Annotated in this window: 14 protein-coding genes and 2 pseudogenes; 10 read left to right on the top strand and 6 right to left on the bottom strand. The window is 70.0% G+C overall.

The annotated features are described in order from the left end of the window. Positions 1 to 133: 133 nt before the first annotated feature. The gene (locus ACWGJ5_RS37775; RefSeq protein ID WP_453314145.1) at positions 134 to 1,042 is read left to right on the top strand and encodes a LysR family transcriptional regulator; all 909 of its coding nucleotides are present in this window, start codon (positions 134 to 136) and stop codon (positions 1,040 to 1,042) included. A gap of 396 nt (positions 1,043 to 1,438) precedes the next feature. On the opposite strand, the gene ACWGJ5_RS37780 is transcribed toward ACWGJ5_RS37775, so the two are convergent. Continuing rightward, the gene (locus ACWGJ5_RS37780; protein ID WP_453314146.1) at positions 1,439 to 2,572 is read right to left on the bottom strand and encodes an FAD-dependent oxidoreductase; all 1,134 of its coding nucleotides are present in this window, start codon (positions 2,570 to 2,572) and stop codon (positions 1,439 to 1,441) included. A gap of 111 nt (positions 2,573 to 2,683) precedes the next feature. Between ACWGJ5_RS37780 and ACWGJ5_RS37785 the strand changes: the two genes are divergently transcribed. After that, on the top strand, positions 2,684 to 3,412 hold the full coding sequence (locus ACWGJ5_RS37785; RefSeq protein ID WP_453314147.1) for a TetR/AcrR family transcriptional regulator: 729 nt from the start codon (positions 2,684 to 2,686) through the stop codon (positions 3,410 to 3,412). A 124-nt stretch (positions 3,413 to 3,536) separates the two neighbouring features. Here the strand turns inward: ACWGJ5_RS37785 and ACWGJ5_RS37790 are convergent. Continuing rightward, a pseudogene (locus ACWGJ5_RS37790) lies at positions 3,537 to 3,728 on the bottom strand (ATP-binding protein); the annotation flags it as partial. Positions 3,729 to 3,844: 116 nt separating this feature from the next. Between ACWGJ5_RS37790 and ACWGJ5_RS37795 the strand changes: the two are divergent. Then, positions 3,845 to 4,171, top strand: a complete 327-nt coding sequence (locus ACWGJ5_RS37795; RefSeq protein WP_453314148.1) for a hypothetical protein — start codon at positions 3,845 to 3,847, stop codon at positions 4,169 to 4,171. Between the two features lie 185 nt (positions 4,172 to 4,356). Here the strand turns inward: ACWGJ5_RS37795 and ACWGJ5_RS37800 are convergent, their stop codons facing one another. From ACWGJ5_RS37800 to ACWGJ5_RS37815, 4 genes are all read right to left on the bottom strand, one after another. Then, positions 4,357 to 4,689: a lamin tail domain-containing protein gene (locus ACWGJ5_RS37800; protein WP_453314149.1), complete on the bottom strand. Its 333-nt coding sequence runs from the start codon at positions 4,687 to 4,689 to the stop codon at positions 4,357 to 4,359. A gap of 142 nt (positions 4,690 to 4,831) precedes the next feature. After that, positions 4,832 to 5,890, bottom strand: a complete 1,059-nt coding sequence (locus ACWGJ5_RS37805) for a hypothetical protein (protein ID WP_453314150.1) — start codon at positions 5,888 to 5,890, stop codon at positions 4,832 to 4,834. 36 nt (positions 5,891 to 5,926) lie between these two features. Continuing rightward, positions 5,927 to 6,364 (bottom strand): hypothetical protein, encoded by a 438-nt coding sequence (locus tag ACWGJ5_RS37810; protein ID WP_453314151.1) that lies wholly within the window; start codon positions 6,362 to 6,364, stop codon positions 5,927 to 5,929. 188 nt (positions 6,365 to 6,552) lie between these two features. Then, on the bottom strand, positions 6,553 to 6,858 hold the full coding sequence (locus ACWGJ5_RS37815) for a DUF6417 family protein (RefSeq protein ID WP_453314152.1): 306 nt from the start codon (positions 6,856 to 6,858) through the stop codon (positions 6,553 to 6,555). Between the two features lie 579 nt (positions 6,859 to 7,437). Here ACWGJ5_RS37815 and ACWGJ5_RS37820 point away from each other — a divergent pair. From ACWGJ5_RS37820 to ACWGJ5_RS37850, 7 genes and pseudogenes are all read left to right on the top strand, one after another. Continuing rightward, a complete protein-coding gene (locus tag ACWGJ5_RS37820; RefSeq protein ID WP_453314153.1) occupies positions 7,438 to 11,046 on the top strand; it encodes a CHAT domain-containing protein in 3,609 nt (1,202 codons plus the stop codon). 10 nt (positions 11,047 to 11,056) lie between these two features. Beyond that, positions 11,057 to 11,560: a hypothetical protein gene (locus tag ACWGJ5_RS37825; protein WP_453314154.1), complete on the top strand. Its 504-nt coding sequence runs from the start codon at positions 11,057 to 11,059 to the stop codon at positions 11,558 to 11,560. A gap of 3 nt (positions 11,561 to 11,563) precedes the next feature. Continuing rightward, entirely contained in the window at positions 11,564 to 11,686 is a 123-nt protein-coding gene (locus ACWGJ5_RS37830; RefSeq protein ID WP_453314155.1) for a hypothetical protein, read from the top strand. 54 nt (positions 11,687 to 11,740) lie between these two features. Beyond that, complete coding sequence (locus ACWGJ5_RS37835) at positions 11,741 to 12,439, top strand: hypothetical protein (protein WP_453314156.1); 699 nt, start codon at positions 11,741 to 11,743, stop codon at positions 12,437 to 12,439. Further along, positions 12,436 to 13,143 (top strand): annotated as a pseudogene (locus tag ACWGJ5_RS37840) (hypothetical protein); the annotation flags it as partial. The gene ACWGJ5_RS37835 and the pseudogene ACWGJ5_RS37840, both read left to right, overlap by 4 nt. Before the next feature lie 369 nt (positions 13,144 to 13,512). Continuing rightward, positions 13,513 to 13,728, top strand: a complete 216-nt coding sequence (locus ACWGJ5_RS37845) for a hypothetical protein (protein ID WP_453314205.1) — start codon at positions 13,513 to 13,515, stop codon at positions 13,726 to 13,728. Between the two features lie 663 nt (positions 13,729 to 14,391). Then, positions 14,392 to 14,568: a hypothetical protein gene (locus ACWGJ5_RS37850; protein WP_453314157.1), complete on the top strand. Its 177-nt coding sequence runs from the start codon at positions 14,392 to 14,394 to the stop codon at positions 14,566 to 14,568. Positions 14,569 to 14,726 lie beyond the last annotated feature (158 nt).

Consider the following 14,726-nt stretch of genomic DNA (forward strand, 5'->3'; position numbering starts at 1 on the left):
AACTCCCTTTTGAGTAGGAGGTGATGAGGCCGTTCGGGCCGAACCGTGCGCACTGTTCCGCGCTCTGGTCCCGAAGGTATCCAGCCCCTTGATTAACTTCAAATGCATGTAAAGCACGGCTAGGATTACTCACATGCAATTGGATTTGAACCTGCTCGCCGCGCTCGACGCGCTGCTGGAGGAGGGCAGTGTGGCCGGGGCGGCCGCGCGCCTGCATGTCACCGCCCCCGCGATGAGCCGGAGTCTGGGCCGGATTCGGCGCACGACCGGGGATCAGATCCTGGTGCGCACCGGCCGCACGATGACCCCGACGCCGTACGCGATCGCCGTCCGGGAACAGGTGCACGAGCTGCTGCACCAGGTTCAAGGGGTGCTGGCACCGAGTCGTGAACTCGATCTGGCAACGTTGGAGCGCACTTTCACACTCCGCTGGCATGATTCCCTGGTCGCCTTGAGCGGCCCCGCGCTGCTCGCGGCCGTGCGTGAAGAGGCGCCGGGTGTGCGATTGCGCTTCGTCGCGGAATCGAGCATCGACACCCCCGAGTTGCGGCGCGGCGAGGTGGACCTGGAGGCGAACGCCAACCGGCCGAGCCCACCGGACGTCCGTGCCGAGAATGTGGGCGAGTCCCGCCTCGTCATCGTCGTGAGGCAGGGGCACCCCCTCACCCGCGTCAGCACCGTCACCGCAAAGCGGTACGCCGCCGCTGAGCACGTCACCGTCTCGCGACGTGGAAACCTCAGCAATGCCCTCGACGACGCCCTCGCGCGACTTGGCCTCACCCGCCGCGTGGTGGCGACCGCGCCCACGGAAGCGGCCGCGTTGGAGTTCGCCCGCGGCTCCGATCTGGTGATCAGCGTCCCCGAAGCCACCACGCGGTCAGCTGTCGCCGACCTCGGCCTGGTCGTGCTCCCCCTCCCGCTCGAACTGCCGTCGGCACCGATATACCTGTCATGGCATCAGCGCTACGACACCGACCACGCCCACGCCTGGCTGCGCGGGCTGGCACGAACCGCGCTTGCCATGGGGGGAGCGTCGTCGTAGTCGGCCGTCCGGCCCCTTCACCCATACGTCCACGCGACCACCTCGATGCCGCACAGCCGACCGCTGTGCGGACCCGCATCAGATCACCAGCCCCCGGCAGTCGGCGTACACCTGATGGGGGGCGCAAAGCCCGGGTTTGCCGAGAATGCAGGACACGAACGTCTTTACGGTCTCCTGGCTGCCTCCACCCCAATGCTGCTGGCCCGGTGCCGCCACACCTCCGTCCGCTCCCAGGAGCGGTACGCACGCCCCGGCGTCGGCGCGGTCGCTCGGCACGTAGCCGAACGGGGCGGCGATCTGCTTCAACGTCAGCAGCCGTCTGTCCGTGCGGGTGCTGGCCGTGGAGGCGGCCAGACCGACGCCTGCGGCTCAGGATCTCGGATCTGTGGGCCCTGCTCACTCGGTCGACTCCTGGCCGGTGAGCAGGTTGAGCAAGCCGGCGGGGGCGTTGTCGCCGAAGATGAGCTGGTGGTTCTTGTCGGATTCGGCGGCGAAGTGGGCGCTGCGGGGAAATAGAGCCTGCTCGTACTCCGCAAGGGCGACTTCGATGTCGTCGGGGTGTGCGGCGATGGCTTTGCCGAGTTCGGCGCCGTCGAACATGGCCAGGTTGGCTCCCTCCCCGGCGAACGGTGACATGAGGTGGGCGGCGTCGCCCAGCAGCGTCACTCCGGGAACACGGTCCCACCGGTGGCCGATCGGCAGGGCGCTGATCGGGCGCGGGGCAAGGGCGGTTTCCCCGTCAATGATGAGTGCGGTGAGTTCCGGCGCCCATCCGGTGAATTCTGCCGCCACCTGGGCCGCCGCCGTTTCGGGACTGGCGAGGACGGCGGAGACCCATTCCTGCGGCTTGGTGAGCGCGACGTAGGTGTGAAGAACGGCGCCAGCCTCTCGATGGCCAAGGATCCCCTTGCCGGCCGTGACCGCGAACAAGGAACCGTCGCCGGTGGCCTTGGCCGCTGCGGGGTGGCGCTGGTCGGCGTCGTACAGGTAGGTCTCGATGAACGACGTGCCGACGTACTCGGGCTTCGCGTCGGAGATCAGCGGCCGGACCCTCGACCAGGCACCGTCCGCGCCGACGAGGAGGCCGGTCGTCAGGGTTGACCCGTCGGCGAATGCCAGCTCGTGCCTGCCGTCCCCGAGGGGGCGGACACTGGTGACCTTGTGTCCCCACTGGATCATCTCGTCGGGCAGCGAGTTGATCAGGATCCGACGCAGGTCTCCGCGGAGCACCTCGGGGCGCCCGCCCGTGCCGTCGTCGGGCTGGTCGAGCAGGACCGCGCCGTGCTGGTCGAGCACGCGCACGGCCTCGCCGCCTTTGTGGATGATCGCGCGGAACTCGTCGGTGAGGCCGGCCGCTTCGAGGGCGAGCTGCCCGTTGTACTCGTGGAGGTCGAGCTGGCCGCCCTGCGTGCGGGCCTCCGCCGATGCCTCGGCTTCGTAGATGGTCGCGGGGATGCCGTGCAGGTGCAGGACCCGGGCGAGGGTCAGGCCGCCGAGCCCGGCACCGATGATCGTGACGGGAGTGGTCATGGTGGTTTCCCTTTCGGCTGGACACGCTCTACTCGGGTACAATGTTCGCAGTAATGACGCTCACGATAGCACTACTGCGAACAGTGAGCGCAGTAGTGAGGAGGAAAACCGATGGACGACGCTCACACGGTGATCTGGAACCGGCCGGAGCGGGCCGCGAAAGGCCCCGCGCCGTCACGCACCCGGACGGAGATCACCGCCGCCGCTGTCGCGATCGCCGACGCCGAGGGCATCGAGGCTCTGTCCATGCGGCGCGTCGCCAAAGAGCTGGGAACGGGCACAGCCTCGCTCTACCGCTACCTGGCATCCAAAGACGACCTGCTCGACCTCATGCTCGACGCCGTAGCGGCCGAAGACGGCGGCCCGCCTGCCCCCACCGGCGACTGGCGCGGCGACCTGCGGGCGCTGGCCCATCGCTCCCGGGCCACCATCCACCGGCATCCCTGGATGGCCTCCCTCGCGGCAGGGCGCCCATCACTTGGACCGAACTCCCTCGATGCCACCGAATGCGCGCTCGCCGCCCTCGATCCCCTCGGCTTCGACATCGACGTCATGATCACCGTCGTCAACACGCTGCAGGCCTTCGCCCGCGGCTACGCCATCGGTGAGCTCGCCCAACAGGAAGCCGTCCGACGCTCCGGAGTCGGCATCCAGGAATGGATGGACGCCCACGCGCCCTACCTCGACAAAGTCGTCAAAACCGGGCGCCACCCACTCCTCGCCCGGGTCATTCGTGATGCCGAGCTCCCCCATGCGGCCGACAGCGCCGAGCGCGGGTTCGAACTGGGACTCGAACGACTCCTCGACGGATGGGAAGCCAACCTCCCCGTCCGGTCCTGACGATTCGACAGCACCTGCTGGGGGTTCATCGGGGAACTCCGCACCCGGGCGCCGGCCTCCGCGCGCTGAACCCCTGACCCGGCGCGATTCCCACGAGCCAGAATCAGAGAACGATCAGGGTGACTAGCACGATCTCCAGCCCGTGCTGCCCGACGCGGCTCGGATCTGCCGCCAGGACCAATGGCAGCGAGGTGCTGCTGTCCCATACGGTCACCTCGACGGCGCCCGCGTTGGCCTCCAAGGTCAGCAGACACGGGCCGGGGGCGTACTTGCGCGCGTTGGTGACCAGCTCGGTGACGACCAGCTGCACCATGCCCTCATGCGCGTCGAGCCGGAGCGGCCAAGCGAAGCCGACGAACAGGACGGAGGGTGGCCGGGTGATGGCGATTCTTGAAAACGGCTCTGTCCGCAGTTCCGTGAACGATCTTGAAGATGAGCGTCAATGCCGGAATGCTGACGTGGGTGGAGGGCAACGGTGCAGACGGGTGGGCTTCGGTCCATGACGCCCTTCGCCAGGTGTTGTCGCAGCCCGTATCGCGCCTGGTGACCGCGGAGTCCAGCATTGCTGTCGGGGTTGCTGAGCGATGGGACCTCCCGGAAGGCGACCGAGCTGCTCTTTATCAGTGGGGTTTGCCACGGAATCCGCTCTTCACGCCTTGTCAGGCTGACACGCTCCCCACACTTCTGCCCAACAGGGCTGGAGGGCACGAGCGCCGCCTGGTCATGGACGGACAACGGCTCTACGACCTGGGCTATTGAGGGTCCGATCCGAGCAGTTGTGTGGTTGCATGCTTGCATGTTCCTGGCGCCGGCTGTGCGAGCGCCACCTATCCGTTCGGCGTGTCAGTGCCGGTGCCCGCCACGGTGGTCGCGGTCGCGGCCCACGAAACGGCGTCGACGTGGCGGCTGCGATCGGTGCGCAACGTGACGGTGTCGCCGTCCCTTTACCACACCTCATGCCGCCGGTCCTGGTACAGGTCGGTGCGGGTGTCCCTGCCGTAACCGGTGTGGACGCGGACCGTGACCCAGCCCTTAAGCCACACGTGATGGAGGGTGTAGGTGTGGCCGTCCTCGTCCGGCAGTGTCCGGCCGTCCAGGTTCACCGCCCGGCGGGTTGCGTTGGTGAGGTCCACCCACTCCCTGTTCAGCGAGCGGGTGGAGCGGTCGTCGTCCCGGCCCGGTGAGTCGTACTGGACATCGCTGATGTACACCGCGGTGTGACGGGGGTAGCCCGGGTGGTGATCGGCGGCCGCGGCCGGCAGCGCGGCCGCTCCCACGGAAGCGGCCGTTACGGCGGTGACGGCCCTCAGGCGGCGGATGGAAGAAGAAGCCCCACATATTAGGTCGAGGCGGACCGTTTCAAAGGCAGGAGTCTCTGGCTCGAGGCCGTCCACGAGCAGCCGTTGAACACCGCAGCGGTCACTCTGGTTGGCGCTCCGGGCCGCCGAAGTCGGGGCTCGTGTAGTCCGGGCTCGCGAAGCCAGAGCGCCGCTCGGAGTCGGTGCCGTCATAGGGACTGGAGAAGCCTGGACGGTCATAGCCGAGGTATGGCATGCGGCCGGACGGGGCCTGGGGCGGATCATGACGCCGCGGAGTCGCTGTGCCGGGCTCGGCGAGGGCCTCCTGAAAGAATGGCAAGAAACCACGCTCCAGCAGGGCTTGCCGCCACGCCTCCCTGGCCCGATCCACCTCCGTACTCAGTTGCTGATCGTGGTCGCCGCCCCACGGGGAGGACGCCTCACGCAGTGCGGTGCCGATGAGCCAGATCACCCCGGCCAGGGATACCAGGATCATGATCCCGCCCAGGATCAGTCCCGAGCCGATCACCATATCGGCGTCCGCGGGCGCCAGGCCGAGAGCTTTCAACGCGTAACCCACGGAAAGGCAGACCACGCCGAGCGCTCCGAAAAGGATGGACGCCGTGACAGCGTAGGCGGCAGCCGCACCCGGCTCAGACGGGGTCCTGGCGGGGGCAGGGGTGCGCTTGGGCACGGTGGGACGCTCTCGTGCCCCGAGCAAGGCTGCCACCAACCGGAACCGAAGCGGCAGGCCTCGGGAACCTGTGTCCCGGCTTCGGCCCGCGCGGTACTCGACGCCCAGGATGCTCGCAAGGACGCGCCGCCCGATGCCCGCTCCGGTGGCGGCGGCTTGGACCGCCTCCGCCCTTGTGGCGGCGCCCTTCTTCGCGCCCGTGCCCGAGGTACCGGTGCCGGACTGGTAGGTGGACGACGGGGTGGACAGTCTCGGGTCGCGCAGCTCCTCGCGGACTTTGACGTAGTGCTGGTACTCAGTCGCCGCAGCCGCCGCGATGAGCGCGGTGGCGCTGATCGCCATGGTGCGCAATTGCTCGAGGTTGAGGCGCTCTCCGAGTGCGGCCAGCTCGGGACGGTTCGAGCGCAGCGCCTCGTCGAGGATCCGCTCGTAGTCCTGACGGTCCTCACTGAGCAGGTGCGACGGAACGCTGCGCAATGTGGTCACCCCCCTGTCGGGAAGGCGTGCGCAAAAGGCGCGCGCTCACGACGCCTCCCCGATCTGGCCGTCGGCGAGAGTTGGTGGGTCGGGCAATGGGAGTGTCTGAGTCGGTCGGCCGCCGGTAGTCTGCGGGCCGCCCCGGACCGCGTCGCTCACCGACTGCAGCTGGCCGAGCTGGGTGAGGAGCAGCGGAGCCGACATACCGACGACCAGGGCGGCGTACGCCCCGCTGATCTGGCCGGTCGTGCCGAAAAGCACGGCGGCGCCAGCCCCCAGGGCGCTGTGCACGACGGCCGCGATGGAGTCGGCGAGGGGATCCACGTATTCCCGGAAGACAGGTACGTCGGTGTCCGAGCCGGCAACCCCACGCCGATGCTCGCGGCGAGCCGCGTGCCACAGCGAAAACCCAGCGTAGGCGTCCAGGAGACCGCGTAATAGGCCACCCGCCGCTCCCAGCAGGATCAATGTTTCGACGTCCATGGTCTCCCCCGGGCACTGAGGACGCCCGTGCTCTGGCTTCCTGACCTCGTATGAGACTAGACCCCGGCGTGTCCCAGAAGGGAAGAATGCTCGACCGCATTCGCTCCCCGCCAGAGACAAGCCCTGTGACGGGTTCAGTCCGCCCCTTCGAACAGCCAGTTCGCCACGACGCAATTGCGGCCGACGCGTCAAAGCCGGCTACGGCCGTAGCGGTTCGGCTGCTCGTCGCCCATCGGCTGGCCAGCCCGGAAGACGACGCCGTACTCCCGGCCGAACCGATTGACTTCCGCGACCGAACCGCCCATCGAACGCAAGTAGAAGGCATAGGCCACCGAGGCGACCTGCTCCTCGTTCAGGTACAGAACCCACCAGCTGCCGATCTGGCGCGCGGTGCGCACCCTGTCGGCCAGGCCCTCGGCCGGCGGCACATGTAACCGTTCACCGAGGTGCACGTACCGACGCAGTGCGTCCATCTCCGAGCGGCGCAGCTCCACCAGCCGCTCGCCCCCTGCCGGCCTCTCAGGCTGGTGCGAGGGGGCCGGGCTGGCCTCGGTATGGGCCAGCGCACATCCCGGCCGTAGCCGCTGAGCCGGGCCGCCCACCGGACGGGCCCGCCCTCGTACGCGGACAACTCCGCACGCATCTCCCGGTCGGCCAGCTCCACCAGGCCCTGCCCCACCGCGGCGTCCACCCCCTTGTGGTGCTCGGAGCGCAGCATGCCGAGCAGCACCCAGCCGTGCTCAGCCGCCTCCTCATGGTCGCGCAGAACATGCAACGCCTCGAGCAAGGCCTTCCTGCCGCCCACACGTCCCTCCCCCACTGTCACGCTCGCCGCTGAATGCCGGTCAAGGCGACGGTAGGAACCGGCCGCGAGGTGCGTGGCGGAACCCCGAAAAGTTCGCGCGCGTGTGGGCCACGCGGAGCGGGCCCACACCATGACGTCTCGGCTGTCAGCACTGAAGTGGCGGCGTTGCGGCAGGAGGCGTCCGGCCGCCATACCCCACCGCCCCCACCGCCCGCTGGAAAACCATGATTCCCGCACATTCCGGAACGCCACGCCCCACCCTTGACGGGTGATCAGCAAGGGTTTGCTCAAAGCACGGGCGAAACAGCGGATCGAACGCTTCCTGAACAGCGGGGATGCCCACGACCTGCTCACGCAGCAGGCCACCGACGAGGCCCGTCTGCTCAAGCGCTCGGCCATCGGGTTCCGGCGTGGTCGTGCCGTGGTACTGGACGCCGAGGCTGCCGATCTGGCCACCAGACTCTACTGGCTCCGCAGCCGCCTGCCGGCCAACTCCACGGCCCAAGTCGACATGGCCGCGGCCGAGAAGCTGCACCGGTTGCTGAACCGTGGCGCGGCGGATCCGCTGCCGTCGCCGGACCGGTGGCCGCGTGTGCGACCATGCTCCACTCAGGCGGCGACGGCTACGCTGATCACTGCCTTGGCACAGGCAGACGCCGGACTCTCCGCCAAAGCCGTCCAGGCGCTGTGCGCGAGGCTGGAAACCATGCCGCGGACCGGCCACGGCGCCGCCGGCCTGCCGCACCCACTCGACTTCGCCAGCAACGCGGGCCACGGCATCCTCAGCGGCGCCGACGACATCGTCCGGTCACTGGGACCGGCGCGCTCATCCGCGGCTGCGGGAGGAGGGAAGCGCCGGTCCGCACGCGTTGCCGCTCTGGCGGCGGCCTCGCTCCAGACGCGCTACACGATCCTGGGCGACCCCCACGACCTGGATCAGTCCGTGGAGCTGAGCCGTGGGGCGCTCGCCGCCGAGGGAGCCGCGGGCCTCGTCGAGCACGGGACCGTGCTGTGCGGCGCCCTGCTGCTGCGCTACGAGGCCTCCGGCGCCGTGAAGGATCTCGAGGAGGCCCTCGAACTGGGCCGGACCGTTCTCGACCATTGTGGGCCGGGAGACGGGATGCGCGCCCACATCGAGTCGTTCCTGTCCCGGTCGCTGCTGGCACGGCACTGGCGGACGGGGGCTCCGCAGGACCTGGAGGAGGCCCTGGCCCTCTCCCGGGCCGCCGCTCGGGACGCACCCGGCATCGGCGACTTCCGGCTTCTCATGCTGGGCAACGTCGCCGGTGTACTGCGGGACCGCTACGGCATGACCGGTGCCCGCGCGGATCTCGACGAGGCGGTCGGCATCATGGCGGCGGTCGTCGAAGACTTCCCCAGGGAGCACGTGCAGTACGCCCAGCAGGTGGGCAACCTCGGAGTCCTGCACCGGGTTCGCTACGAACACGGCGGGGACCCGTCCGACCTGGACGCCGCGCTGGAAAGCAGCCGTAGCGCCGTACGGTTGGTCTCCCAGGACAGCCCCTACGGCCCGCGACTGCGCAGCAACCTGTGTCTTGTCCTGGCTCATCGGTACGAGCGGTCAGGGCAGCGCGTCCACTTGGACGAGGCCACCGACATCGCCGCGGAGACCGTTGTAGCGGCGTCTCCACTCGACCCCGAGTGCGGGCTGCACCTTCATGTCCTGGGCCGCCTGCTGCGCGACCAGTACGACCACTCAGGTGACCCCGCCGACCTGCACCAAGCGATTGCCATGGGGCGCCACGCCGTGGCGTCGGTGCCCGCTGCGCACCCCGCCCGCAGCCTGTATCTGACGGCCCTCAGCATGTCACTGCGCAGCCGGTACGACTGCGCGAAGAAGCCGCGTGACCTCCATGAGGCCAGGGAGCTTGCGCTGGCGGCCGTACGGAACCTGCCAGAAGGTCATCCGGACCGGCCCGGTTTCTCCTTCCGCGCCGCCCGCATCCTGAGCGCATGGGGCGTGGAGAACGGCTGCGTGGAGGATCTCGACCTGGCTGTCGGCCTGGCCCGCTCCGCCGTGCACGCCTGCCAACCGGACCACCCGGACTTCCTCACCTACCTCACCCTTGTCAGCCACACCCTGCTGGACCGCTACGAAACCACCGGTGCCCCGGAGGACTTGGAGGAGGCGACCCGCCTGGCGCGTCAGGCGGTGGCCGACACCTCCTGCCAGGATCCGTCCGCGCGGGCGAGACGGCTGTTCCTCCTCGGCTGTGCTCTGGCCATCCGCCACCGCTCGGGCGCGGGCGATCCGGAGGCCGCCAAGGAGGCCATGACGGTGCTCGATGCCGTGCGGACACCCGCCGCTGGCCCCGCCCTGCAGGTCGACGCGGCCCTGGCCGCCGGGCAGGTCGCCCTCTCGCTCGGCCAAGTCGACCGCGCCGCGCAGGGATACGCCGACGCCGTCTCCCTGATGCCCGTCGAGATCGGACGCGACCTCAGCCGTCGGGTGCAGGAGCGCCGCCTCGCCACTTGGTCGAACATTCCCGCCGGCGCAGCGGCTTTGGCCTTGAGGACGGGAAAGGCCGACAAGGCCGTGGAACTTCTCGAGACCGGTCGGGGCCTGCTGCTGGGACGGGGCATGGAGCTGCGAACCGGGCTCGACACGGTACGCGCCGTGGCGCCGGAACTCGCCGCACGGCTGGAATCGGCAGCGGCAGCGCTCCGGCCTGACGATGACGAGCCGGTGCTCCTGCGCAACGGCCACCGGCGCCGCAGGCGCCCCCGCGAGCAGGCCGCACAGGAGTGGGAAGCCGCGCTCGCCGAAGTCAGGACGGTGCCGGGCCTCGCCGACTTCCTCAGCCCCTTGCGCATCGACCGGCTGCGCGCGGCGGCCGCCTCCGGACCCGTGGTGATGGTGAACGTCAGCATGCACGGGTGCGCCGCCCTAATCGTGCAAGGGGACGGCGTACGGGCCGTCCCCCTCAAGCTGACCGCGCAAGAGGTGGGAGAGCGCGCCACCGAGCTGGTCAGGAGCATGATTCTGTGTCCCGGAGAGCTGGACGCGCCCGTCGGTGAGACGTTGCGGTGGCTGTGGCAGACCGTGGCCCGTCCCGTCCTGGGCGAGCTGGGTCTGCTCGGCCCGCCTCGGGCACGCCTGCCCCGTTTGTGGTGGTGCCCGACCGGCGCCCTCGCCTCCCTGCCGTTGCACGCGGCGGAGGATCCCGCGGAGGGCGGCCTGCTGGACCATGTGATCCCGTCCTACACGCCCACCCTGGGCGCGTTGTTGCGCGCGACCGAGGCCACCGGCGACCCCACTGCCCGGGGAGGTCACTCGCCGAGGGCCCTGGTCGTGGCCCGGCCCGACGACAACCTGCCGGCGGCCGGTCCCGAAGTCGACGCCGTCCGGGCGGGTTTCCCCGGTGCGACCGTCCTGGCCGGCGCTCGCGCCACGCGGCAAACGGTCCTCGACGCGCTGCCGCACGCCGCGATCGTGCACTTCGCCTGTCACGGGGTCTTCGACCCGCTCGCCCCCTCCACGTCAGGTCTGCGGCTGGGAAAGGAGACGATGAACGTCCTCGACATGAGCCGGCTGCACCTGCGGGGCGCCGAGCTGGCGTATCTCTCGGCCTGCTCCACCGCCGTCGGCGGCGTGGAACTCATGGATGAGTCGATCCACCCGACCTCGGCTTTCCAGATGGCGGGATTCCGCCAGGTCATCGGTACCCTCTGGCCCGTGGCGGATGTCATGGCGCCGTCTGTCGCCGAAGACGTGTACACCCACCTCGCGCTCGCCAGCAGCACCACGGAGCGGATTGACGGCGCCACGGCGCTGCACCATGCGGTGCGTGCGCTCCGGGAGAGCCATCCGGACCTGCCGTCCTTGTGGGCCCCGTATGTACACGTCGGTCCGTGAGGGGGCGGATATGAAGGGCACCATCGGCGAACTGGTGACCGGGGGCGTCCGCACGGTGCGACGCCGCGACGGCGAGCCGTCGGCAGGGTCGGAGCCCGGCCCGGAGCCGACCGTGGAGGTGGACGCCGGGGGCGAACCGTACCGGGTGAGGACGCCGGAAGGCGTGTTCCCCGCCGTGGTGATGTCGCCGGGCACCTCCCTGCGCGACCTGGCCGCCACCAGTCGGCTGGTCCGCATGGTGACGCGCACGGTGCCCGGGGTGGTGGTCGCCGGGTCGGGCCGTCCGTTCGGGTTCGTGCCGCGCAGGGCACTGGTGGACGCCCTCCTCGTCGGCACCGGACTGCGCGGCGACACGGGTTCCGACCCGCTCCTGTACGGGGTCGCGCAGGCGGTCAGCGACGCCGTCCGCATCCGGTGCCTGACCTGCGGCACCGTCAACGCCTACGACTACTGCCTGCCGGGTGACCAGAAGGCCTGTGTGAACGGCCACCCCCTCGATCCGGACCTGGAGTGAGCCGTGCCGGGACTGCTGCAGACAGCGGGCGGACTCCTCGAGCGCCGGCTGCTGACCACCGTTTGGCTTCCGCTGGTCGTTTTCGCGACGCTGACCGGCGCACTCGCCGCCTGCGGTGTCGGCTAGTCCCGCAGCCGACACGCGTGGCAAGGTCTGCCCGCCGATCTGCGGATCCTGACGGTGCTCCTGGCCATCGCGGTCACCGCCGTGCTCGCCCAGCTGCTCGCCGCGCTCCGGCCCGGGCTCATCCGCCTGTACGAGGGATACTGGAGCGCCCTGCCGTACGGCGACCGCATCGCCGACCGGCTCCGCCGCAGGCACGAGGATCAGGTGGCGCGGACCGAGCGGCCATGGTCACTTCCCAGTCCGGACCGGCTGATGCCCACACGGATCGGGAACGTCGTCCGCGCCGCCGAGCAGCAGGCTCAGCGCTACGGCATGGACGCGGCCACAGCCTGGCCCCGCCTCTACGTGACGCTGCCCGAGACGTTCACTCTCCACTTCGCCGCCACCTGCGCCACGCTCGACCTGATGATCACGATCAGCTGCCTCGGCGCGGTGTTCGCCGTGGGTGGTGCGTCCCTGGCCGGCGCGATGCTCTCCTGGCAGGCCGCCGTGCTGTGTGCCGCGGGCGGGGCCCTCACTTCCTGGCTCGGTTTCCGCGCCGCCCTGCGGGCGGCCTTCGCCTATGGGGAGCTGGTCCGGGCGGCCTTCGACGTCCACCGCTGGCTGCTGCTGGACGCCATGGGGCTGCGCCGGCCCACGAGTTATGACGCCGAACGCAAGCAGTGGCGCCAACTTCACCAGATCTGGCAACGCGGCCACCCCGACTCCGGGTGCGCCCACCACCTCGGCTATCCCACGATCGATCCGGGATGACCAGCCGGGGCACCGTCCGGCCAGTGTCCGAGGACACCCTCGCGGACAGCCCGGACACAGGGGCGTCCGGGTTCCGGTTCGAGTACCGCACCCCGCGTGCCCCGCCACCTCGCCGGCGCCGCCTTCGCCGAGGCGTTCAACCTCCCGCACAAGGAGGTGGACGCCAACCAGCTCCAGCCCGCCGCCGACGCCCAACCGATCCTCCTGCCCGACACCGGCCCCGAGATGGAAGACGTCACCCTGGCCCGGACGGGCTCACCCACACCGAACGCGAGCGGAAGACGATCCGCGACGCACTGCGCGCCGAGTTGCCAGCCCCGACGAAGACGCCCTGTGGGACCTCACCCTGGCAGTCAGCCGCGCCCCGCAGGACATGCCCCGCCACGGCTGGCTCGTCCCCGGCAAGGTCCGCCTGCAACAACCGGGCTGCCCGCGCCAGAACGGCGCGGTCGTCGGCCTGGCCGGGCTCCTTCAGCACGTCGGCATCGACGGCCGCACCGTCGTGCCCGCCTGCAGGTGCCTGGACGCGCCCGGCGAAGGCCTCGCCGAGCTCGTCCACCTCGGCCAGAACCCGCAGATCAGCGGCCCGGCCCAGGCGGACGAAAACCGACCGCCTCCTCACCGAGGGCCGGTACGTCTCCTGGCAGAACCACGACACCTGCGCGCAAGCGATGCTCCAGACGCTGGCCGTCATCGAGGCCGAGCAGCTCTCCGGCCGGATCACCGTCGTACGCCGCGACGACACGGTGCTGTACGTCAACGAGCTCGTCGTTCCAGATCTCAACTGCACGCTCGTGAGGCCGCCGGCGACTGCGGCCTCACGGGCGAAGCGGGCCACCTGCCGTCTGCTGCCCGCGTCACCGGTGAGCACCTTGACCGCGACCGGGCGGTCGACGTTGGGGTCGCGCGTCTTCCAGACGTGTCCGAAGCCGCCCGAGCCAATGGGCTCGATCAGCCGGTGGCGCCCGTCCAGCACAGATCCTGCTTGCACCCCTTCGGCGCTCACCGCGACGCACGATGTACCAGGCCTTTACCCGGCACGTTACGCCGGAACAACCGTCAGTACGGCGACGGTGGGCAAGCTGCAGGAGGAGAAGGCGCTGCGCACCCGCATGGCAGCCGAGGCCCCCACCCAGCACGCCCGCGAGGCGCAGGAGCGCGCCGCCCACATCAAGCAGGCCCAGCGCCAGGCCGCCGAGCGGGCCCGCGAGAACGCCCGGCGGGCACAGCGGGAGTACCGCTACCAGAAGCCGAGCCAGGGCCGCTCCGGCCCCTCCCTCGGACGCTGACCCCCGCGTCAGTGTTCCATCGCCAGCCGGCGCACGGTGTGCTGCTCGGGGACCGACGAGGGTGTTGTCCCGGGCCGAGCCGGGAACGGCACCTGCTGCGGCGTCAGGTGAGGACCTGGGCGAGCACGCCGGTGATGGCGGCGGCGAGGGCGAGTGCGGCGGCGAAGGCCGCGCCAGCGCGGGCGAAGGCAGAGGGGTAGGTGGCGCCGGCGCAGCACTCGGCACACAGCCCGGGGCAGAGCCGTTTCCGGGCGCCTTGTGGCCTGTGCCGGCAGCACGGCCGCCGGGCCGGAACTCACCATGCCGACCCGCCCCGCCCTCATCGCCTGGAGCCGTTGCGGCATGGTTCCCGTGGGCTGGGGATCGCGTGACAGTGACGCGCCGAGCACGCTAGGCTACCCCTCATCGAGTGCTCTCGCGCACTCGGTCGGGATGTGTTGGGAGTGGCTGCGCATCACGCATTGATCGAACGGTAGACGGCGCCGGACGCGACGTCGCCTAACGTTCACGGCGGAAGACAGCTCCGGACGCGGTGTTGCCTACCGTTACTTGGAAGACCCCGGATCTGCACCACTAGGCAGGTCTCAACCTCCATCCAACTGGGTGGCCTGGTTGAGAGCTGCCCTGCGATCACCGGCCACCTTCGATGAAGAGAAGGCCGGAATGGGTGAGAAGGCCCCTTGGATCCTGACGATCGGACTTGCTGCCGCTCTCGTCGGCGTGCTCGTTGGGATCACACTCAAGCACTCAACTCGCGACGTGCGACTGACCCTTGCATTCATGGTCGCCTTCGGCGTGGCCACCTTCGGCCTCACCGCATGCCAGATCCTGTGGGAATGAACGGGGCGGCACGGGCGCCGAAGACGATTGCCGGCCCGACCCCCGCATCCGGCACTTTCGAAGCTGCCTTCGGGGAAGGGATCGACTACGACGCCGACGGCAATGTCGCCGCCCACCTGCCCGCCTGGCACGCCGTCGGCACGGACACCCCGGCGAGC

Source organism: Streptomyces sp. NPDC054783 (assembly GCF_053611725.1).